Genomic DNA, 19472 nt, shown 5'->3' with positions numbered 1-19472 from the left:
GCGCCGCAGCTTTTCGCCTGACCCGGCCCTTGCGCAGGCACTCCCTGTACCCGTAGGTCACGCCGATCGCAATTGATCAGAGCAACCCGGCCCCCTGGTCATGCACCCCCTCTTTTCAGGCGGTGCAGACAGAAAGAAGCGTGGGGCTTCTTTCTATGGACGCTGGCCCCGTAGACGACACTCGCGTCAGACGGAACCTAGTACCAATTAGGATCTTTCTTCAGCTGCTCCATGAGCAACTTCTGCATGCCTTCATCCGGCTTACCGATAAACCGGTAATCGGCATGCCGCGTCGGGGATTTATCCGCCGGCAGGCCGGCAGGGACTTCCACCAACATGGCGTAGGCATCTTCCTTGTCTAGGCTGAAGGCAACGATCAGGCGCTTGTTCAGGCAGGTGTCCGCGGTTTCGCAGAGCGGCCCGACCAAGTACTTGTCGCCGTCTTCTTCCACGGCATTCATCTGCTCGGCGGTGCCTGACAGGTTCATGACCCATTCCGGCAGACGCTCTTCTTTCTTCACCACGCCTTGCCAGGTCTCACGGTATTGCGGATCCGCGCTGAGCAATTCGTTGGCTCGGGACTGACCGTCGTTGGCGGCCATTGCCAAGCCGCTGCCGCCCAGAAGCAGGGCGGCAGTAATGGCTTTGAAGGACAAAGTGGTCATTTTCAGCCTCGGCCGCGACGACCAAAGAAGAAGGAAGCGATGAACATCACCAGGAAGACCACAAACAGAATCTTTGCGATACCCGTGGCGGTGCCCGCGATACCACCGAAGCCCAGGACTGCAGCCACAATGGCGATGATCAGAAATGTGATTGCCCAACTCAACATGGTGATTCTCCTTATGCTTCTTTAAGAGGTAACAGCGGTAGTGCCGTGCGGCCACTCAACACGAGTGGCCATTTGGTGCCTAGAACACCCAACGGTCTTGGGATGGCAGCTCACTCAGGGAAGAGCCCTGGTCAACCATCCGCAATTGCGGGGCTGTTGCATCGGCAGCTACGCTGCCAACGGAACGGAAATGGGTCTGGGTCATGACTGGACGTTCAAACTGGGGAATCTGCTGCTGACTCTGCTGCCAATGTTGCAGCTGCTGGCCGCCAATCAACGTGACCATCAGGGCCAGGCTGGCAAACAGACCTTGCTGCAAGCGCAGTGGCGATACACGCAGTTGGTTGAGGCTTTGGCGAGTCATGCTGCTGTTCTCCCGCATTTGATTATTCGTTGGGAGAGCTATTGCAGAGCGCATGCCAGCTTTTTTACAAAATAAAACTCAATAAAATCAATAAGTTAAATATTCTCAATCCAACCACAGCACAGCATCCTGCACGATGCCCTCTCGGAGGCCGTGCGAAATGCACGATGTCCAGCGGTCGGATCGAGGGATAGAACCGGCAAAGCGAGTTGCCGAAGTAGCAAGACGGTATGAAACGCCATCAGGCGGGGCTTTGTAGGAAGGGATGCAGATATCTGCGCGACGCGGCCTTTTATCGATCAGAATAAACCATGCAACTTGCCCGATTATTACGGGACTAACCACCATCATTCATAGTTTAAGGAGCGCGGGACAGATGGAATCAGCCAAGGAACTTCAAGGCCGCATTCTTTTAGTGGATGACGAGTCCGCGATCCTCCGCACCTTCCGCTATTGCCTGGAAGATGAAGGCTACACCGTTGCCACTGCGAACAGCGCGGCCCAGGCCGATACCCTGATGCAGCGGCAGGTCTTCGACCTTTGTTTCCTCGACCTGCGGCTGGGCGAAGACAACGGCCTGGATGTGCTGGCGCAGATGCGAATCCAGGCGCCATGGATGCGCGTAGTGATTGTCACCGCCCATTCGGCAGTCGATACCGCCGTTGATGCCATCCAAGCCGGTGCTGCCGACTATCTGGTCAAGCCTTGCAGCCCCGATCAGTTGCGCCTGGCCACCGCCAAGCAGTTGGAAGTGCGTCAGCTCTCCGCGCGCCTCGAAGCCCTTGAGGGGGAAGTACGCCAGCCGAAAGACGGCCTCGACTCCCACAGCCCGTCGATGATGGTGGTGCTGGAAACCGCGCGCCAAGTGGCCGGCACAGATGCCAACATTCTGATCCTGGGCGAATCCGGCACCGGTAAAGGCGAGTTGGCCCGCGCTATTCACGGCTGGAGCAAGCGTTCGAAAAAATCCTGCGTCACCATCAACTGCCCGTCGCTGACGGCAGAGTTGATGGAAAGTGAATTGTTTGGTCATAGCCGCGGTGCATTTACCGGCGCGAGTGAAAGCACCTTGGGCCGCGTCAACCAGGCTGACGGCGGCACGCTGTTTCTCGACGAAATCGGCGACTTTCCCCTCACATTGCAACCCAAATTACTGCGATTTATTCAGGACAAGGAATACGAACGCGTCGGCGACCCGGTCACCCGCCGCGCCGATGTGCGCATCCTTGCAGCCACCAACCTGAACCTGGAAGACATGGTCCGCGACGGCCGCTTCCGTGAAGACTTGCTGTACCGCCTCAACGTGATCACCTTGCACCTGCCGCCGCTGCGCGAGCGCAGTGAAGACATCCTGACCCTGGCCGACCGCTTCCTGGCACGCTTCGTCAAGGAATACGCTCGCCCCGCGCGCGGTTTCAGTGATGAAGCGCGTGAAGCACTGCTCAACTACCGCTGGCCGGGCAATATCCGCGAGCTGCGTAACGTGGTGGAGCGCGCCAGCATCATTTGCCCGCAAGAGAAGGTGGAAATCACCCACCTGGGGATGGCCGAGCAACCGGGCAACAACGCCCCACGCATTGGCGCGGCGCTGAGCCTGGACCAGCTGGAAAAAGCCCATATCGGCGCCGTACTTGCCACCAGCGACACCCTGGACCAGGCAGCCCGCACCTTGGGCATCGACGCGTCGACCCTGTACCGCAAACGCAAACAGTACAACCTGTGAGCTGTACCTTATGAAGTTAGCGATGAAGCTGCGCACTCGGCTGTTCCTGAGTATCTCAGCGTTGATCACGGTCGCCCTGTTGGGTTTGATCCTGGGCCTGGTCAGCGTCATGCAAATGGCCAAGACCCAGGAATCCCTGATTCGCAGCAACTTCATTACGCTGGACCTGGGGCTGAAGCTGCGCCAGAGCCTGGGCGATCAATTGATCATGATGCTGGAGGACCGGCCCGACCCCGAGGCACTGAAAGCCTCCAAGCAACATTACTTCGACCTGCTGGACCAAGGCATTGCCCATGAACAGCGCGACAATCGTGGGAGTGGATTCAGCCTGGCCCGAAGCCAGTATCAGGACCTGTTGGATGCGTTTGACGAATCCCAGCAACCGACGCCCCCTCCAGGCGCCAAGGAAAAGCTCACTGAAACCTTCAATGCCTTGCGCAATGGCCTGATCAACGAGCACAAGCAGGCACTGGAAAACATCAGCAACAGCGAACACAAGTCGCGCGAGCGCGCTTTGCTGATCGCCGGTTTGCTGGGGTTGGTGGGGCTTGCGGTGTTAATCATTGGATTTGTCACAGCCCACGGTATTGCTCGGCGTTTCGGCGGCCCGATCGAAGCGTTGGCCAAAGCTGCCGACAAGATCGGCCAGGGCGATTTCGAAGTGACGCTGCCGATTTCGTCCGCAGCAGAAATGAACCAACTGACCCGCCGGTTCGGCATCATGGCCGAAGCGTTGCGCCAGCATCAGGCGACCAATGTCGATGAACTGCTGGCCGGCCAACAGCGCCTGCAAGCTGTACTCGACAGCATCGACGATGGCCTGCTGATGATCGACCGTCAGGGCCGTCTGGAACACCTCAACCCTGTAGCCCAGCGCCAATTGGGCTGGGATGAGGAACGCCTCGGTCAAGGCCTTGGCGAAGCACTGGTACGCCCCGAGTTGGATGAGCAGCTGCAACTGGTACTGCGTGGCGGCAGCCTGGAGCGAGCGCCGGAGGATTTGGAGGTGGAGGTCGAAGGTGAATTGCGCCTGCTGACCTACAGCCTGACCCCCGTCAGTCATACCCAGGGGCATATTCTCGGTGCGGTGATGGTGCTGCATGACGTCACCGAACAACGCGCCTTCGAACGGGTACGCAGCGAGTTTGTACTACGCGCTTCCCATGAGCTGCGCACGCCGGTGACCGGGATGCACATGGCCTTCGGGCTGTTCCGCGAGCGTGCGAAATTTCCGGCAGAGTCCCGTGAAGCGGATTTGCTGGATACGGTCAATGAGGAAATGCAACGCCTGATGCAGTTGATCAATGACCTGCTCAACTTCTCGCGCTACCAGAACGGCCTGCAGAAACTCACCTTGGGGCCATGCGATGTGACTGACCTGCTGGAACACGCCCGTGCGCGCTTCGTCGAGCCGGCCAATGCGCAAAACATCGAACTGCTGGTAGAAGCCCAATCCGACCTGCCCCGCTTGTATGCGGACCAGGCACAACTGGAACGGGTGCTCGACAACCTGCTGGGCAACGCCCTGCGCCACACGGCGGCCGGTGGGCAGATTCGCCTGCAGGCGCGCCGTCATGGCGAGCGAGTGATTGTCAGCGTCGAGGACAACGGCGAAGGCATCGCTTATGGGCAACAGGGACGAATCTTCGAGCCGTTCGTCCAGGTGGGCCGCAAGAAAGGTGGCGCCGGCCTGGGCCTGGCGCTGTGCAAGGAAATCGTGCAACTGCACGGCGGCCGCATGGGCGTGTATTCGCGACCGGGGCAGGGCACTCAATTCTATATGGCGTTGCCGCTTTAATTTCCGTTCAACGCACGCAGGATTGCGGCGCTTTCCGCATCCGGTGTGCCGTCGAAGAGTGACGGCCGGAAACGCATCTGAAACGCCGCAATGACATGACGCGTGGCGACATCCAGTTCGCCGGTCTGGGGCGTCTGGTAGCCCAGGCGTGCCAATTCTTCCTGGAACCAGGTGATGCTCGGCAGCTCAGCGGCATATTGCACTTGGAACCACGCAACAGCCTGGGCATTCGGCCACACCCCCAACCCTTCATCGGCCAGGCGCTTCCAGGGAAACAAAGGGCCCGGGTCCAGTTTGCGCAACGGTGCGATGTCACTGTGGCCAATGATGTTCTTGGGGTCGATGCCGTTGCGCTTGCTGATGTCCTTGAGCAGCACCACCAGGGATTTAACCTGCGCCTCCGAATACGGGTACCACACGCGACCGGTCGGAGTGTCTTTGTAGCCAGGATTGACGATCTCGATGCCGATGGAGCTGGAGTTGAGCCAGGTGCGCCCCATCCATTCGCTTTCGCCGGCATGCCAGGCGCGCTGACTCTCATCAACGAGCTTGTAGATGGTGCCGGAGGCATCGTCGCCGATCAGGTAATGGCTGCTGACTTGGCCATGGGTGAGCAATGCCAAGGAACGTTCAAGGTTGGTGGAGGTGTAGTGGACAATCACGAACTGCACGCGATTGTCGTGATTCACCGAAGGATGGCTGGTGTCCATGCGCGGGCCGCTGGCACAACCTGCAAGCAGAAGAAACACAAAGGCGAAGTACAAGGATTTCATGGCGGAAGACAGTACACTGAAGACGATAATGCAACAGTGTAACGTACCCTTTGTGACCCGACCGTCAAATTACAAAATGGAACATCTTTTAGGCAGGCTGCACCCGGTTCCTTCCCGCCGCCTTGGCCCGATACAACGCCTCATCAGCACGTTTGAGCGCCAGGTCACTGCGCTCTCCCGGCTGGAACTGCGCCACACCCATTGAAACGGTGATCGTCACCGGCTCGCCCTTGAAGTGAAACGGGCACGCTTCAATCGCTGCGCGCAATACTTCGCCCGCCGCCAGCGCATCCGTCAGGGATGAGTCCGGCATTAGCAATACAAACTCCTCCCCACCAAAGCGCGCGATAAAGTCGGTCGAACGCAGACGCTTGCGCAGTACGTTGGCGATGATTTTCAGCACTTTGTCACCCGCCAAGTGACCATAGCCATCGTTGATGCGCTTGAAGTGATCCAGGTCCAGCATCGCCAGCGAGAGGCTGTTGCCACGCTGGTGCCAAGTGTTGACCTCCTGATCGAGGCGCTCGCTCCAGGCTGCGCGGTTGGGCAGCCCAGTGAGCGGATCGATCAAGGCTTTCTGGCGTTGGACCTCCAGATGCTCGCGATAGCCCTGAGCCTCCTGCTCCATATTGGCAACGCGCTCGGCCAAGCCTTTCAAACGCGCTGCCGTTTCCTGCTCGCGCTGGTCACGCTGCTGTTGGTGCTCGTCCATGGTCCCGAGCAGGCCTTCGAGATGGCTCTCCAGTACGTGCTTGAGGCTGTCCAGGTCGGCCGCGCCCTGCACGCTGCTTTGCAGGCCATCGACCTGTTCGCGGATCTGCGTGTCCAGCTCGCGGGCCGCGGAGCGACTATCGGCGTGGCCATCGCTGGCAACCTGCAGGTGCCCCTGGAATGCTTCTAGGCGCTCGTTAAGCTGCTTGAGGTAAGCCTCGAACTCATGCTGGCCGCTGTCGGTGATCGCCAGCATCAACACCGCCAAGTCATCAAGGATAGGCAGCAGCTCGTACCAGTTCAGGCCATGGGCCAGGCGTTCGCGCATCGCTTCGGCCTGCGGCCGGTGGCGTTCGGGCAGCGAGAGCTCTTCCAGCAGGCCGAGCAGGGTGTCCTCGATGTGTTTGGCCACGGAGCTGTAGGACGGCTCCGGCGAGTCGGGCAAGGCATAGGTGCCGTCCGCTTGCAGCTCGTCGGGATCAGGCTCCTCGACCTCCAGCACCGGAGGGAGCGACAGACTGCCAATGGCAGTCTCATCCGGGGTTTCGACCTGAATTTCAGGTGTTTCGATGAAGGCGGCGAGGGCGCTTTCCGGTGCAGGCGCTTCGACTTGAGGCTCGGGCTCGGGCTCGACACGCGCTACGGGTGTTTCAATGGGTGCGGAGCGAGGCGGGGCTTCGTAGACGAACGTTTCGCTGGAGGCGTCAGCCACCTTGATGGGCGCGGCGTGCTCAATGACAGGGGCGACCGTTTCTTGAGGCTGTGGCGTAAAGGCGCGCAACGCTTGCTTCAGTTCCTCGGATTGCTCGGGCGGCTGTGCCTCGGCAGCGGCTGGTTTGGTCGGCGCAGGCTGCGGGGCCGGGCGAGGTGTCGGTTCGTTTGCCACCACCTCATTCGCGACGTCCTTGGAACCAAACAGGCGCTGTAAAAGCCCCGGCCCCGAACGCGCGGTATCGCCATCCGGCTCCAGGTTGTTGAGCGCCTGGCCTTGCAGGCCGCTCAACTCGCTGAGCAGCAAGGGGATCTCACGTGCCTGGCTGACCCGACCGTCCAACTGCTTGGCGAACGTTTTCAGTGGCCGGGCCACTTCACGCGGTAATGGCAGTTTTTGCAGCTGGGTGACCAAGGCCGTCAGCGCGGTACTGATCTGGTCGACTCGGGTTTCGCGGCGCTGCTCTGAATCCAGCACCGCCTTTTCCAGGCGCGGCAGCAAGGCGGCGAGGGCGGCGTCCATATCATCAGTGCGGACAACGTCACGCATTTCCTTCATGCATTGGTCAACCGCGCGGTCGGTGCCTTCAGCGGCCAGGGTGCTGCGCACCAGCCCACGGCGCAGCAGGTCGAGACGGGCGGCCCAACGGCGTTCGAGCTTTTCTTGTTGCTCGATGCTTTTAAGGTATTTTTCTTTCCAGCGCTGGGCGTCGTCGCTCATGCAAGGGGTCCGCGAGGGCCGGGGCTCAACGCGGGCAATGCATCAGCCGTGAGCGAACCCGGCAGACGAATCTCTACCGCGACCGGCAGGTGATCGGAGATGGGCTGCGCCAGCACCTGCACACTCTCAAGTGTGAGGGTAGGACTGAGCAGGATATGATCAAGACAGCGTTGCGGACGCCAGCTGGGGAACGTGGCTTCGGCTTGCGGCGCCAGCAGCCCGAGGTCGCGCAACGGAGAATTCTGCAGCAGGTCGCTGGCGTGGGTGTTCATGTCCCCCATCAGCACCTGGTGTTTGTAATTGCCAATCAGCTCTCGGATGTAGGCCAGTTGCATGGTGCGGGTGCGAGCCCCCAGCGCCAGATGCATCATCACCACCACCAAGGCTTCCGGGCCTTCGCCAAACCGTACGAGGATCGCACCCCGGCCCTTGGGGCCTGGCAGCGGGTGATCTTCGATAGCCGAGGGCTTCAAGCGACTCAGCACGCCATTGCTGTGCTGCGCCAGACGCCCGAGGTTGCGATTGAGTTGCTGGTACCAGTAAGGGAAGGCACCGAGCTGGGCCAAGTGCTCCACCTGGTTGATGTAACCGGAGCGCATGCTGCCGCCGTCGGCTTCCTGCAAGGCAACCAGGTCAAAATCGTTCAACAGCTTGCCGATCTTTTGCAGGTTGCCGGCACGCCCGTTGTGGGGCAGCAGGTGCTGCCAGCCACGGGTGAGGTAATGCCGGTACTTTTCGGTACTGATGCCTACCTGGATATTGAAGCTCAGCAGGCGCAGGCGGCTGTCTGCCGGCAGGCCCGTGGATTCCAGGTGATGTTCGTTGACCTGCGGATCATGCAGGCCAACCACACGTTCGGTACCCCAGCGGCGCATGACGGGCCCCTTACTTGGCTGCGCGCTCTTTGGCGATCAGTTGGTCGGCAACATTGAGGGTCTGCTCAGGGCCACCCGAGGTGCCCAGGTCAAACCGGTATTTGCCATTGACGATCATGGTCGGTACGCCCTGCACGCCGTACTTCTGCGCCAGCTCTTTAGCCTGTTTGATCTGGCCCTGGATGGCGAAGGAGTTGAAGGTGGCCAGGAACTTGTCCTTGTCTACACCTTGGGTGGCGACAAAGTCAGCCATTTCGTCCGGCTTGGTCAGGCGCTTGCCCTGCTTCTGGATCGCATCGAATACCGCGTTGTGGACCTTGTGTTCCACACCCATGGCTTCCAGGGTCAGGAACAACTGGCCGTGGGCATCCCATGGGCCGCCAAACATAGCCGGGATACGCCGGAAGTTCACGTCCTTGGGCAGTTTCTCAACCCATGGGTTGATGGTCGGCTCAAAGGCGTAGCAATGCGGGCAGCCGTACCAGAACAGCTCCACCACTTCGATCTTGCCGGGTTCCGAAACCGGAACCGGGTTAGCCAATTCAACATAGGTTTTACCGGCTTCAAGCGGCACGTCGGCAGCTTGTGCGGTCATGCCGAAGAGGCTGGCAGTGACGAGAGCGGCGCTGAGGATCAGATTACGCATGCTTTACTCCTGGACAAATAAAGTCGCCTCACGCGACCTTTGTTGTGACAGGTCTACGCGGGCATGAGTTCGTTAGTGTAACGGCACCGGCCACAAAAAAGGGCGGCCTGGGCCACCCTTTTTATGCTTGCATCGCGGGATTAATCGAGTGTTAACGTTACATGCACCTTAGTGCAGGCCCTGGATGTAGCTGGAGACCGCCGCAATGTCTTCATCACTCAGTTTGCGAGCGATGGTGCGCATGATTGCCGTGTCGCCATCATTGGCTCGCCCTGCCTCTTCCTTGCGGAAATCGGTCAGCTGCTTGGCGATGTAGGTAGCGTGCTGGCCGCTCAGGTGCGGGAAGCCGGCGGCCGCTATGCCCGCGCCATTGGGCGAGTGGCAACCGGTGCAGGCAGGCAGGCCTTTCTCCAGGTCACCGCCGCGGAACAGTTTCTCACCACGGGCCACCAGTTTCGGATCAGCAGCTCCCACACTGCCTTTCTGGCTGGCAAAATAAGCCGCGAGGTCTGCCAGGTCCTGATCGCTGAGGTTGGTCAGCAAGCCGGTCATTTCCAGGACCGTACGCTTGCCATCCTTGATGTCGTGCAGTTGCTTGGTCAGGTAACGCTCACCCTGGCCGGCCAGTTTGGGGAAGTTCGGCGCCGGGCTGTTACCATCCGGTCCATGGCAAGCACCACATACGGCGGCTTTCGCTTGACCGGCAGTGGCATCACCTTTGAGGGGGCCCTCTGCAGCGACGGCAGCGCCTGTGATGCCCAAGGTCAACAGCAGACTCACGATCAGTTTGTTCATCAGCTAATCCAACTACGGCTAAGGGGTTTAAGAGTTATCTACCGGGTTTACTCACCATCAATTCAATGATGGCCTGGTAATCCTCAGTACTGCAGTCCATGCACAAACCACGCGGCGGCATTGCCTTGAAACCCTGGGTCACGTGTTGCACCAGCGTGTCCATGCCCTGCGCCAGTCTTGGCGCCCAGGCTGCCTGGTCACCCCGTCTGGGGGCGCTGGGCAACTGGCCGGCATGGCAAGCCACGCAAACTCGGTTGTACACCGCTTCCGGATCCTGTGTAGCCTGAGCGCTGTAAAGCGGGACCAGGACACCGATAGCGAGCAACCACTTGGTCATACGTCGACCATTTCAGGGTTTGAGAGCGTTTTGCGTTCTAATGCGCAATAAAGGTCTATCGCTCCCGTGAACTTCATCCTTCGCTGGGACAAAGCACACACAAAATCTGCGGCATTATATACTGGCGCTACTGAAACGGAAACGACACCGCTTGCCGCACCCTTTTTCGGCACCGCCCACATCGGAAATCTCATGCAACTCAAGAATCCCATCCTCGGTCTGTGCCAACAGTCCACGTTCATGCTCAGCGCCGCCAAAGTTGACCAATGCCCCGATGACGAAGGCTTTGAAGTCGCCTTTGCCGGTCGTTCCAACGCTGGCAAATCCAGCGCGCTGAACACCCTGACCCACGCCAGCCTGGCACGCACCTCAAAAACCCCAGGCCGCACGCAGCTCCTCAATTTCTTCAAGCTAGACGATGATCGGCGTCTGGTCGACCTGCCGGGCTACGGATACGCAAAAGTACCTATCCCGCTGAAGCTGCACTGGCAGCGTCACCTGGAAGCTTATCTGGGCGGCCGCGAGAGTTTGAAGGGTTTGATTCTGATGATGGACATCCGCCATCCGATGACCGACTTCGACCTGTTGATGCTCGATTGGGCCGTCGCCAGCGGCATGCCGATGCACATCCTGCTGACCAAGGCCGACAAGCTGACCTACGGCGCGGCCAAGAACACCCTGCTCAAAGTGCAGTCCGAAATCCGTAAAGGTTGGGGTGATGCGATCACTATCCAGCTGTTCTCGGCGCCAAAACGCATGGGCCTGGAAGAGGCCTACACCGTGTTGGCAGGCTGGATGGAATTGGCCGACAAGGGCGCGGAATTGGCCGAGTAACTTTTCTGCAGGCAAAAAAAACCCCGGACTTCGTATGGGGAGGGGAAGTTCGGGGTTCAAGTTCCGGACCGCTAGGGCGGGGTCCAGATATCTGCCAACACTTAACACAACATAGGAGCATTGAAGGGCTTCACCACCCATTCAGTAACTCTGAGTAGCAATTCACGGGTTAAGTTCCGGCAGGTTCGAAAATCTATTTGAAATAACCGACGGCGACTTTCGGACTAAAGCACTCTGCCACCACGCAAGGTGATGGCAGAGCCCGGCAATCAGTGCGCTTCGTCCCAGTTGTTGCCCACGCCCACTTCCACCAGCAGCGGCACGTCCAACTGCGCAGCAGCACTCATGTGCTCGCGGATTTTCTCGCTGACTTGCGCCACCAGGTCCTCACGCACCTCAACCACCAGTTCATCGTGCACCTGCAGGATCACTTTGGCATCCAGCCCGGACTCGGTCAGCCAGTTGTCCACTCGCACCATGGCCTTCTTGATGATATCCGCCGCCGTACCCTGCATCGGCGCGTTGATCGCAGTACGCTCTGCCGCTGCGCGCTCCTGGGGCTTGTTTGAGTTGATATCCGGCAAGTACAGGCGACGGCCGAAGAACGTCTCGACATAACCTTGATCAGCCGCCTGGGCACGCGTGCGCTCCATGTATTCGCGAACGCCAGGATAACGGGCGAAATACACATCGATATACGCCTTGGCGGTCTTGGTATCGACGCCAATGTCCTTGCCCAGCTTCTGCGCCCCCATGCCGTAGATCAGGCCAAAGTTGATCGCCTTGGCACTGCGACGCTGATCCGAAGTGACGTCGCCCAATTCAACCTTGAACACCTCGGCCGCCGTAGCGGTGTGCACGTCCAGGTTGTCGCGGAAGGCATTCATCAAGCCTTCGTCCTTGGACAGGTGCGCCATGATCCGCAGCTCGATCTGCGAGTAGTCCGCCGCCAGTAGCTTGTAGCCCTTGGGCGCGACGAACGCCTGACGGATCCGCCGCCCTTCGGCGGTACGCACCGGAATGTTCTGCAGGTTCGGATCACTGGAGGACAACCGCCCGGTCGCCGCCACCGCCTGGTGATAAGAGGTGTGGATGCGCCCGGTGCGCGGGTTGATCTGCTCCGGCAGCCGGTCGGTGTAGGTGCTTTTGAGCTTGCTCATGCTGCGGTACTGCATCAGCACCTTTGGCAGCGGGTAATCATCCTCGGCCAGCTTGGCCAGCACCTCTTCAGCCGTAGAGGCTTGGCCCTTGCCGGTTTTTTTCAGTACCGGCAGGCCGAGCTTTTCGTAAAGGATCGCGCCAAGTTGCTTGGGCGAACCCAGGTTGAACTCCTCGCCAGCGATCTCGAACGCCTGTCGCTCCAGTTCGACCATCTTGTTGCCCAGCTCGATGCTCTGGATGCCCAGCAGATCCTTGTCGACCAGTGCGCCCTGACGCTCGATACGGGCCAGCACCGGCACCAACGGGATTTCGATATCCGTGAGCACACTCGCCAGGCTCGGGATCGCGCTAAGTTGTGCAAACAGCTCCTGGTGCAGGCGCAAGGTGATATCGGCGTCTTCCGCCGCATACGGGCCAGCCTGCTCCAACGCGATCTGGTCGAACGTCAGCTGCTTGGCGCCCTTGCCGGCGATGTCCTGGAAAGCGACGGTGTCGTAGTCCAGGTACTTCTTGGCCAGACTGTCCATGTCATGCCGTGTTGCGGTGGAGTTCAACACATAGGATTCGAGCATGGTGTCAAAGGCGATGCCGCGCACGGTAATGCCGTGTGCCGGGTCGCCGCCGATGGCGCAGTTGGCCAGGATATTCATGTCGAACTTGGCATGCTGGCCGACCTTGAGCTTGGTCGGGTCTTCCAACAGTGGCTTGAGGGCCAGGAGCACGGTGTCGCGATCCAACTGCTGCGGCGCGCCTATGTAGGAATGGGTCAGCGGAATGTAGGCCGCCTCATGGGGCTGGACGGCGAAGGAAACACCCACCAACTGCGCCTGTTGGGCGTCGATACCGGTGGTTTCGGTATCGAAAGCAAACAACGTCGCTTCGTTGAGCTTTTTCAGCCAGATATCGAAGGTCGCCTGGTCGAGGATGGTGGTGTAGCTCGCCTCTGTTGGCGCCACTGTTTCAACAACGGCTTCAACTGCAGGGGCCGCCTTGAGTTCTACGCGCTTGGCGTCGCGCTGGATTTCATCAAACCAGCTCTTGAACTCCAGCAGCGTGTACAGCTCCAGCAGCTTCTCGCGATCCGGCTCGATCAGGTGCAGGTCATCCAGGCCGACATCCAATGGCACATCACACTTGATCGTCGCCAACTGGTAGGAAAGAAACGCCATCTCCCGATGCTCTTCCAGCTTGGCGGGCAGCGTTTTGGCGCCACGAATAGGCAGGGACGGTACGATGTCCAACTGCTCATAAAGCTCTTTGATGCCGCCATTCACGCCGACAAGTAAGCCGGAAGCGGTTTTCGGACCAATGCCCGGAACGCCTGGAATGTTGTCGGATGAATCGCCCATCAACGCCAGATAGTCGATGATCTGCTCGGGAGCGACACCGAATTTCTCCTTCACGCCCTCGATGTCCATCGCGCTACCGGTCATGGTGTTGACCAAGGTAATGTGCCCGTCGACCAGCTGTGCCATGTCCTTGTCCCCGGTGGAAATCACCACCGGGCGGTCAGCGGCCGCACTGCTGCGGGCCAGAGTGCCGATCACGTCATCGGCTTCGACCCCCTCGACGCACAGCAACGGGAAGCCCAGGGCGATCACGCTCTGGTGCAGTGGCTCGATCTGCAGGCGCATGTCATCAGGCATGCTTGGGCGGTTGGCCTTGTATTCGGCGTACATTTCATCGCGAAAGGTCCCACCCTTGGCGTCGAACACCACCGCGAACGGACTGTTCGGGTACTGCTTGCGCAGGCTTTTGAGCATGTTCAACACGCCCTTGACCGCGCCGGTGGGCAGGCCTTTGGAGGTGGTCAGCGGTGGCAACGCGTGGAACGCGCGGTACAGATAGGAAGAACCGTCCACCAGGACGAGGGGTGCTTGGCTCATGAGCAGAATCAACCTTTTCGGCGGGTCAGGCGCTAGAATAGCCGGACCAATGACGACAAAGGGACAAGGTTATCATGCGTACATTCAAACGCCTGCTGTTGACCGGCTTGATCGCACTCGCCCCGATGGCTGCCATGGCGGCAGACGATGCGCCTGGGGGTGATCCGGAAGTGACCATTCGCACGGAAGGTGACAAGACTATCCAGGAGTACCGCCAGAACGGCTTTCTGTACGCAATCAAGGTCACCCCGAAGGGTGCGCCCCCGTATTTCCTGGTGCGCGCGGACGGAACCGACGCGAACTTCATCCGCTCTGACCAGCCGGATATGCTGATCCCGTCATGGAAGATCTTCGAATGGAAATGATTTCTTAACTTCAATTGGCGCCGCACACCGCGGCGCCCGTACTGGCAGTTTTAACCATGTCTGTGTTCACCCCCCTGGCTCGGCCCGAGCTGGAAACCTTTCTCGCCCCTTACGGGCTCGGCCGCCTGATCGACTTCCAGGGGATTGCCGCCGGTAGCGAAAACACCAATTTCTTTATCAGCCTGGAGCAGGGCGAGTTCGTCCTGACCCTGGTTGAACGCGGTCCGGTCGCGGAAATGCCGTTCTTCATCGAACTGCTCGACGTGCTCCACGACGCCGACCTGCCAGTGCCCTACGCGCTGCGCACTACCGATGGCGCGGCCCTGCGCGAGCTGAAAGGCAAGCCGGCGCTGTTGCAACCGCGCCTGGCCGGCAAGCACATCAAGGAGGCCAACGCCCAACACTGCGCCCAGGTCGGTGAGCTGCTAGGCCATCTGCACCTGGCAACACAGGGCGAAAAGGTGCTGGAACGCAAGACCGATCGCGGCCTGGACTGGATGCTCAGCGAAGGCGCGCAGCTGATTTCGCATCTGAACGATGCGCAGCAGCGCCTGCTGCAGGACGCACTGAGCGAGATCGAAGCCCACAAGGCTGGGATCCTTGCCCTGCCACGCGCCAATGTGCACGCCGACCTGTTCCGCGATAACGCGATGTTCGAAGGCACGCACCTCACCGGCCTGATCGACTTTTATAACGCCTGCTCCGGCCCGATGCTGTACGACGTGGCGATTGCCTTGAATGACTGGTGTTCGGACGCGGATGGCGTGATCGATGGGCAACGCGCCCGGGCATTGCTGGGGGCTTATGCGAGCCTGCGGCCGTTTACCGCCAAGGAAGCCGAGTTATGGCCGACGATGCTGCGCGTGGCGTGTGTGCGATTCTGGTTGTCACGCCTGATCGCGGCTGAGTCGTTCGCCGGGCAGGACGTGTTGATCCATGACCCGGCGGAGTTCGAGCATCGGCTGGTGCAGCGTCAGCAAGTGACTATCCAACTGCCGTTCGCCCTATAAAACTCGATCAATGTGGGAGCTGGCTTGCCTGCGAAAGCGGCGGGTCTGCAACGGAGATGCTGGCTGACCTAACGCTATCGCAGGCAAGCCAGCTCCCACAGGTCAGAGCGACTCCAGGCAACCCGCCAAATCATTGCCTAACTTCTCCAGCACCTGCTCATAGCCCTGAGCGGTAGCCGGGGTATAACCGCCCAACGCATCCAACTCCGCCAGCTTCACCGGCAGACCGGAGACCAGCGTTTCCGCCAGGCGCGGACGCAATGGCGGCTCGCTGAACACGCATGTCTTGCCGACTTCCTGCAAACGCGTACGCATCGCCGCCACATGCTGGGCGCCGGGTTGTACCTCAGCAGCCACGCTGAACACGCCGGCATGCTTAAGCCCGTAAGCCTCTTCGAAGTAATCGAAGGCTTCGTGGAACACGAAATAAGGCTTGCCATCGATCGGCGCCAGGCGGGCTTTCAGGCGAGCATCCAGAGCATCCAGGCGCTCGTCGAAGGCTTTAGCGTTGCTCTGGTAACGCGCGGCATTGGCCGGATCGGCGGCAGCCAAGTCAGCAGCCATGCGCGCAGCGATCACCCGAGCGTTGACGGTCGACAGCCACAAGTGCGCATCCAGGCTGCCTGGGCGGTGATCATGGTCGTGTTCGTCGGCATCATCGGCGTGGGAGTGGTTATCTTCAGCGAAACGACGCAACTTCATGCCTGGCAGATCCTGCACTGCCACTGTCGTAGCCGTACGACCTTTCAGCACGCGCGGCAGGAAACTCTCCATATCCGGGCCGATCCAGTACAGCAGGTCCACCGACTGCACACGCCGTACGTCGGATGGACGCAGCGCATAGTTATGCGGCGATGCACCCGGCGGCAATAACACCTCGGGAACGGCCACGCCATCCTGCACAGCCGCGGCGATCAGCTGCAACGGTTTGATGCTGGTCAGTACCTTGACCTCGGCCTGAGCGGCGCCAGTGATGAACAAACTGGTGACAAATACGACAAAAACGGGAAAAAGTCGGGACACGATGACCACTCAATGGCGTAGGAACGGGTAACATAATAACGTCTCTATCAAATATCTGTCGCCGCTCATGCCTAAAACACCGCTTGCCAGCCGTCCCCACGACCACTCTCACTGCGTGCATACCGCGCTGTCGGAGGCCGAGACCCTGTGCACACAGAAGGGTCTGCGCCTGACCGCCCTGCGTCGCCGCGTGCTGGAACTGGTGTGGCAGAGCCACAAGCCGCTGGGCGCCTACGACATTCTCGGCGTGCTCAGCGAGCAAGATGGCCGCCGCGCCGCACCGCCGACCGTGTACCGTGCCCTGGATTTCCTGCTGGAAAACGGCCTGGTGCACCGCATCTCCTCATTGAACGCCTTTGTCGGCTGCAGCCACCCGGAACACGCACACCAGGGCCAGTTCCTGATTTGCCGCGAGTGCCACGCCGCCATCGAGCTTGAACAAAAAAGCATCAGCGATGCCATCATCAAGAGCTCTGCCGACGTCGGCTTTCAGGTCGAAGGGCAAACGGTCGAAGTGGTCGGCCTGTGCTCGGGTTGCCAGGGGGTTTGATGAGCAACGCGTTAATCCGCCTGGAACAGGTCGGGGTCACGTTCGCCGGGCAACACGTGCTGGATAACATCGCACTGAGCGTGGAACCTGGACAGATCGTCACCCTGATCGGTCCCAACGGCGCCGGCAAGACCACCCTGGTACGCGCCGTGCTGGGCCTGCTCAAGCCCGACACCGGCAGCGTGTGGCGCAAACCCAAGCTGCGCGTCGGCTACATGCCGCAGAAGCTGCACGTCGACCCGACCCTGCCACTGTCCGTGCTGCGCTTTCTGCGCCTGGTGCCGGGCGTGGACCGCGCCCGCGCCCAGGCTGCGCTAAAGGAAGTCGGCGCCGAACAGGTGATCGACAGCCCGGTGCAAAGCATCTCCGGCGGCGAAATGCAGCGCGTACTGCTGGCCCGAGCCTTGTTGCGCGAGCCGGAACTGCTGGTGCTGGATGAGCCGGTGCAAGGTGTCGACGTCGCCGGCCAGGCCGAGCTGTATAGCCTGATCACCCGCCTGCGCGACCGTCATGGTTGCGGCGTACTGATGGTCTCCCACGATTTGCACCTGGTGATGAGCACCACCGACCAAGTGGTATGCCTCAACCGTCACGTGTGCTGCTCCGGACACCCGGAGCAGGTCAGCGGCGACCCGGCGTTCGTCGAGCTGTTCGGTAAGAACGCCCAGAGCTTGGCGATTTACCACCACCATCACGACCACGCCCACGATTTGCACGGCGCCGTGGTCGACGATCCCGCCGCCCCTCACACCCACGTTCATGGAGATAGCTGCAAGCATGGCTGATTTTCTGCTCTACGCCCTGCTGGCAGGCTTGGCTTTGGCACTGGTGGCGGGCCCACTGGGCTCGTTCGTGGTCTGGCGGCGCATGGCTTATTTCGGCGACACCCTGTCCCACGCGGCGCTGCTGGGCGTGGCCATGGGCTTCTTGCTGGATGTGAGCCCGACCATCGCCGTGACCGTGGGCTGCCTGTTGCTGGCGGTGCTGCTGGTGACCCTGCAACAGCGCCAGCCGCTGGCCTCCGACACCTTGCTGGGCATCCTGGCACCGAGCACCCTGTCCCTGGGCCTGGTGGTGCTGAGCTTCATGCACGAAGTGCGCATCGACCTGATGGCCTACCTGTTCGGCGACCTGCTGGCCATTAGCACCACCGACCTGGCCTGGATCCTCGGCGGCAGCGCCGCCGTGCTGGTGTTGCTGGTCGCGCTATGGCGCCCATTGCTGGCGATTACCGTGCACGAAGAGCTGGCCACGGTCGAAGGCCTGCCTGTGCCGAGTCTGCGCATGGCCCTGATGTTGTTGATCGCCGTGGTGATTGCTGTCGCGATGAAGATTGTCGGCGTATTGTTGATCACGTCGCTGTTGATCATTCCCGCCGCCGCCGCCCAGCGCCATGCCCGTTCGCCGGAGCAGATGGCGATCGGCGCGAGCCTGCTGGGGATGCTTGCAGTGTGCGGGGGCTTGGCGCTGTCCTGGTTCAAGGACACGCCGGCCGGGCCATCGATTGTGGTCACGGCCGCCGCCCTGTTTTTGCTGAGTTTTGTCCTGCCCCGTCGAGGGGTGTAGACTTGCTCGCTTTTTGCGCAAATAGAGAGTCGCAGGAATGAAGCCGTTCACCTCCCGTTATCTGCTCCTTGCCGCATTTTCCCTGCTGCTGGGCGCCTGTCAAAGCACACCGCCCGCCGCCCCCGAGGCCCCGGACGCTCGCGCTGCGGCCATCGCGCAGCTGGAACAAAACCTGGCCAGCAGCGAGTTGGCCACCGCTGAAGATCAACTGGCAGCACTGCAGACCCAGTCGCCAAACGACCCGGCGCTGGAGGCCTACCAGCGTCAATTGGCCGAAGCCTATCTGCAGCGCAGCCAGATCGTGCTGCAAAAAGGTGACGTAAACGCCGCCGCCACCGCACTGAGCCGTGCCCGCGCCCTGATGCCCAAGGCCCCGGCGCTGACCGGTGGCGTAAACAGCGCCATCACTCACGCCCGCAAAGCCGAGCTGGACCAAGCCGAGGCCGCCCTGAAAGCCGCCGAAGCCAAACCCGCGGCCAAAGTCATCGACCCGGCAGCACCCAGCACCACCGTGGCGCTGAACCTCACCCATATCGAAGACCTGCGACACCAGCTGGATGCAATTGCCACCGACGTGGTGAATTACCAGTGCGACGTGAGCATCCAGGCGCCGCGCAAAGAGGATTACCCGTGGCTGGCCACGTTGCTGACCAAACGGGTGAAGCGTATCGATTCGGACTATGACCTGAAGATTCACCGTCAGATTCTGAAGAATATTCCTGCGCAAGTTGTGCTGATTCCGCGCAAGGCGGAATAAAAGCATCGCAGGCAAGCCAGTTCCCATTTGAAGT

At 60.5% G+C, this 19472-nt stretch carries 20 protein-coding genes; 9 read left to right on the top strand and 11 right to left on the bottom strand.

What is annotated here, in order from left to right; all coding sequences use genetic code 11:
* Positions 1–197 precede the first annotated feature (197 nt).
* The 3 genes from AB4N92_RS12660 to AB4N92_RS12650 all read right to left on the bottom strand — a co-directional run bounded on the left by AB4N92_RS12660 (position 198) and on the right by AB4N92_RS12650 (position 1196).
* The gene (locus AB4N92_RS12660; RefSeq protein WP_010207846.1) at positions 198–665 is read right to left on the bottom strand and encodes an inhibitor of vertebrate lysozyme family protein; all 468 of its coding nucleotides are present in this window, start codon (positions 663–665) and stop codon (positions 198–200) included.
* A 2-nt stretch (positions 666–667) separates the two neighbouring features.
* The gene (locus AB4N92_RS12655) at positions 668–832 is read right to left on the bottom strand and encodes a DUF1328 domain-containing protein (protein WP_003170804.1); all 165 of its coding nucleotides are present in this window, start codon (positions 830–832) and stop codon (positions 668–670) included.
* A gap of 79 nt (positions 833–911) precedes the next feature.
* Positions 912–1196 carry a hypothetical protein gene (locus AB4N92_RS12650; RefSeq protein ID WP_029529043.1) on the bottom strand — a complete coding sequence of 95 codons (285 nt, stop codon included), beginning with the start codon at positions 1194–1196 and terminating at the stop codon, positions 912–914.
* A gap of 376 nt (positions 1197–1572) precedes the next feature.
* Here AB4N92_RS12650 and algB point away from each other — a divergent pair, with 376 nt between their 5' ends.
* Positions 1573–2919, top strand: a complete 1347-nt coding sequence (gene algB, locus AB4N92_RS12645) for a sigma-54-dependent response regulator transcription factor AlgB (protein ID WP_042571122.1) — start codon at positions 1573–1575, stop codon at positions 2917–2919.
* Positions 2920–2929: 10 nt separating this feature from the next.
* Complete coding sequence (locus tag AB4N92_RS12640) at positions 2930–4717, top strand: ATP-binding protein (protein WP_010207841.1); 1788 nt, start codon at positions 2930–2932, stop codon at positions 4715–4717.
* On the opposite strand, the gene AB4N92_RS12635 is transcribed toward AB4N92_RS12640, so the two are convergent.
* The 6 genes from AB4N92_RS12635 to AB4N92_RS12610 all read right to left on the bottom strand — a co-directional run bounded on the left by AB4N92_RS12635 (position 4714) and on the right by AB4N92_RS12610 (position 10286).
* Positions 4714–5490, bottom strand: a complete 777-nt coding sequence (locus AB4N92_RS12635; protein ID WP_236266998.1) for an N-acetylmuramoyl-L-alanine amidase — start codon at positions 5488–5490, stop codon at positions 4714–4716. The genes AB4N92_RS12640 and AB4N92_RS12635 overlap by 4 nt on opposite strands.
* An 88-nt stretch (positions 5491–5578) precedes the next feature.
* Positions 5579–7633 carry a GGDEF domain-containing protein gene (locus AB4N92_RS12630; RefSeq protein ID WP_183702514.1) on the bottom strand — a complete coding sequence of 685 codons (2055 nt, stop codon included), beginning with the start codon at positions 7631–7633 and terminating at the stop codon, positions 5579–5581.
* Entirely contained in the window at positions 7630–8508 is an 879-nt protein-coding gene (locus AB4N92_RS12625; protein WP_010207836.1) for an endonuclease/exonuclease/phosphatase family protein, read from the bottom strand. The genes AB4N92_RS12630 and AB4N92_RS12625 overlap by 4 nt, the downstream gene beginning before the upstream one ends.
* A 10-nt stretch (positions 8509–8518) precedes the next feature.
* Complete coding sequence (gene dsbA, locus AB4N92_RS12620; RefSeq protein ID WP_010207835.1) at positions 8519–9154, bottom strand: thiol:disulfide interchange protein DsbA; 636 nt, start codon at positions 9152–9154, stop codon at positions 8519–8521.
* Positions 9155–9322: 168 nt separating this feature from the next.
* Positions 9323–9949, bottom strand: a complete 627-nt coding sequence (locus tag AB4N92_RS12615; RefSeq protein WP_010207834.1) for a c-type cytochrome — start codon at positions 9947–9949, stop codon at positions 9323–9325.
* 34 nt (positions 9950–9983) lie between these two features.
* Entirely contained in the window at positions 9984–10286 is a 303-nt protein-coding gene (locus AB4N92_RS12610) for a c-type cytochrome (protein WP_021491398.1), read from the bottom strand.
* Between the two features lie 192 nt (positions 10287–10478).
* On the opposite strand from AB4N92_RS12610, the gene yihA reads away from it, so the two are divergent.
* On the top strand, positions 10479–11120 hold the full coding sequence (gene yihA / locus AB4N92_RS12605; RefSeq protein ID WP_010207832.1) for a ribosome biogenesis GTP-binding protein YihA/YsxC: 642 nt from the start codon (positions 10479–10481) through the stop codon (positions 11118–11120).
* 269 nt (positions 11121–11389) lie between these two features.
* Here the strand turns inward: yihA and polA are convergent, their stop codons facing one another.
* Positions 11390–14167, bottom strand: a complete 2778-nt coding sequence (gene polA / locus AB4N92_RS12600) for a DNA polymerase I (RefSeq protein ID WP_010207831.1) — start codon at positions 14165–14167, stop codon at positions 11390–11392.
* Between the two features lie 74 nt (positions 14168–14241).
* Between polA and AB4N92_RS12595 the strand changes: the two genes are divergently transcribed.
* Complete coding sequence (locus AB4N92_RS12595; RefSeq protein WP_010207830.1) at positions 14242–14532, top strand: DUF2782 domain-containing protein; 291 nt, start codon at positions 14242–14244, stop codon at positions 14530–14532.
* Between the two features lie 56 nt (positions 14533–14588).
* A complete protein-coding gene (locus AB4N92_RS12590; RefSeq protein WP_236266997.1) occupies positions 14589–15542 on the top strand; it encodes a homoserine kinase in 954 nt (317 codons plus the stop codon).
* 102 nt (positions 15543–15644) lie between these two features.
* Here the strand turns inward: AB4N92_RS12590 and AB4N92_RS12585 are convergent, their stop codons facing one another.
* Positions 15645–16574 carry a zinc ABC transporter substrate-binding protein ZnuA gene (locus AB4N92_RS12585; RefSeq protein WP_021491401.1) on the bottom strand — a complete coding sequence of 310 codons (930 nt, stop codon included), beginning with the start codon at positions 16572–16574 and terminating at the stop codon, positions 15645–15647.
* Between the two features lie 58 nt (positions 16575–16632).
* Here AB4N92_RS12585 and AB4N92_RS12580 point away from each other — a divergent pair, with 58 nt between their 5' ends.
* The 4 genes from AB4N92_RS12580 to AB4N92_RS12565 are packed head-to-tail and all read left to right on the top strand — an operon-like array spanning position 16633 to position 19438.
* The gene (locus AB4N92_RS12580) at positions 16633–17115 is read left to right on the top strand and encodes a Fur family transcriptional regulator (protein ID WP_010207825.1); all 483 of its coding nucleotides are present in this window, start codon (positions 16633–16635) and stop codon (positions 17113–17115) included.
* Complete coding sequence (gene znuC / locus AB4N92_RS12575) at positions 17115–17900, top strand: zinc ABC transporter ATP-binding protein ZnuC (RefSeq protein WP_010207823.1); 786 nt, start codon at positions 17115–17117, stop codon at positions 17898–17900. The genes AB4N92_RS12580 and znuC overlap by 1 nt, the downstream gene beginning before the upstream one ends.
* Positions 17893–18681, top strand: coding sequence for a zinc ABC transporter permease subunit ZnuB (gene znuB, locus AB4N92_RS12570; RefSeq protein ID WP_010207821.1), 789 nt, complete (start codon positions 17893–17895; stop codon positions 18679–18681). Before znuC ends, znuB begins: the two co-directional genes overlap by 8 nt.
* A 37-nt stretch (positions 18682–18718) precedes the next feature.
* The gene (locus tag AB4N92_RS12565) at positions 18719–19438 is read left to right on the top strand and encodes a PA5502 family lipoprotein (RefSeq protein ID WP_236266996.1); all 720 of its coding nucleotides are present in this window, start codon (positions 18719–18721) and stop codon (positions 19436–19438) included.
* Positions 19439–19472: the final 34 nt, after the last annotated feature.

The sequence above is a fragment of the Pseudomonas sp. S3_A09 genome, from assembly GCF_054668065.1.
Note: the sequence above shows the minus strand (reverse complement) of the source record. Positions and strands in the feature narration are given on the sequence as shown.

Coding starts and splice junctions, on each gene's coding strand:
- AB4N92_RS12660 (WP_010207846.1), bottom strand. CDS start 665: ATGACCACTTTGTCCTTCAAAGCCATTACTGCCGCCCTGCTTCTGGGC.
- AB4N92_RS12655 (WP_003170804.1), bottom strand. CDS start 832: ATGTTGAGTTGGGCAATCACATTTCTGATCATCGCCATTGTGGCTGCA.
- AB4N92_RS12650 (WP_029529043.1), bottom strand. CDS start 1,196: ATGACTCGCCAAAGCCTCAACCAACTGCGTGTATCGCCACTGCGCTTG.
- algB (WP_042571122.1), top strand. CDS start 1,573: ATGGAATCAGCCAAGGAACTTCAAGGCCGCATTCTTTTAGTGGATGAC.
- AB4N92_RS12640 (WP_010207841.1), top strand. CDS start 2,930: ATGAAGTTAGCGATGAAGCTGCGCACTCGGCTGTTCCTGAGTATCTCA.
- AB4N92_RS12635 (WP_236266998.1), bottom strand. CDS start 5,490: ATGAAATCCTTGTACTTCGCCTTTGTGTTTCTTCTGCTTGCAGGTTGT.
- AB4N92_RS12630 (WP_183702514.1), bottom strand. CDS start 7,633: ATGAGCGACGACGCCCAGCGCTGGAAAGAAAAATACCTTAAAAGCATC.
- AB4N92_RS12625 (WP_010207836.1), bottom strand. CDS start 8,508: ATGCGCCGCTGGGGTACCGAACGTGTGGTTGGCCTGCATGATCCGCAG.
- dsbA (WP_010207835.1), bottom strand. CDS start 9,154: ATGCGTAATCTGATCCTCAGCGCCGCTCTCGTCACTGCCAGCCTCTTC.
- AB4N92_RS12615 (WP_010207834.1), bottom strand. CDS start 9,949: ATGAACAAACTGATCGTGAGTCTGCTGTTGACCTTGGGCATCACAGGC.
- AB4N92_RS12610 (WP_021491398.1), bottom strand. CDS start 10,286: ATGACCAAGTGGTTGCTCGCTATCGGTGTCCTGGTCCCGCTTTACAGC.
- yihA (WP_010207832.1), top strand. CDS start 10,479: ATGCAACTCAAGAATCCCATCCTCGGTCTGTGCCAACAGTCCACGTTC.
- polA (WP_010207831.1), bottom strand. CDS start 14,167: ATGAGCCAAGCACCCCTCGTCCTGGTGGACGGTTCTTCCTATCTGTAC.
- AB4N92_RS12595 (WP_010207830.1), top strand. CDS start 14,242: ATGCGTACATTCAAACGCCTGCTGTTGACCGGCTTGATCGCACTCGCC.
- AB4N92_RS12590 (WP_236266997.1), top strand. CDS start 14,589: ATGTCTGTGTTCACCCCCCTGGCTCGGCCCGAGCTGGAAACCTTTCTC.
- AB4N92_RS12580 (WP_010207825.1), top strand. CDS start 16,633: ATGCCTAAAACACCGCTTGCCAGCCGTCCCCACGACCACTCTCACTGC.
- znuC (WP_010207823.1), top strand. CDS start 17,115: ATGAGCAACGCGTTAATCCGCCTGGAACAGGTCGGGGTCACGTTCGCC.
- znuB (WP_010207821.1), top strand. CDS start 17,893: ATGGCTGATTTTCTGCTCTACGCCCTGCTGGCAGGCTTGGCTTTGGCA.
- AB4N92_RS12565 (WP_236266996.1), top strand. CDS start 18,719: ATGAAGCCGTTCACCTCCCGTTATCTGCTCCTTGCCGCATTTTCCCTG.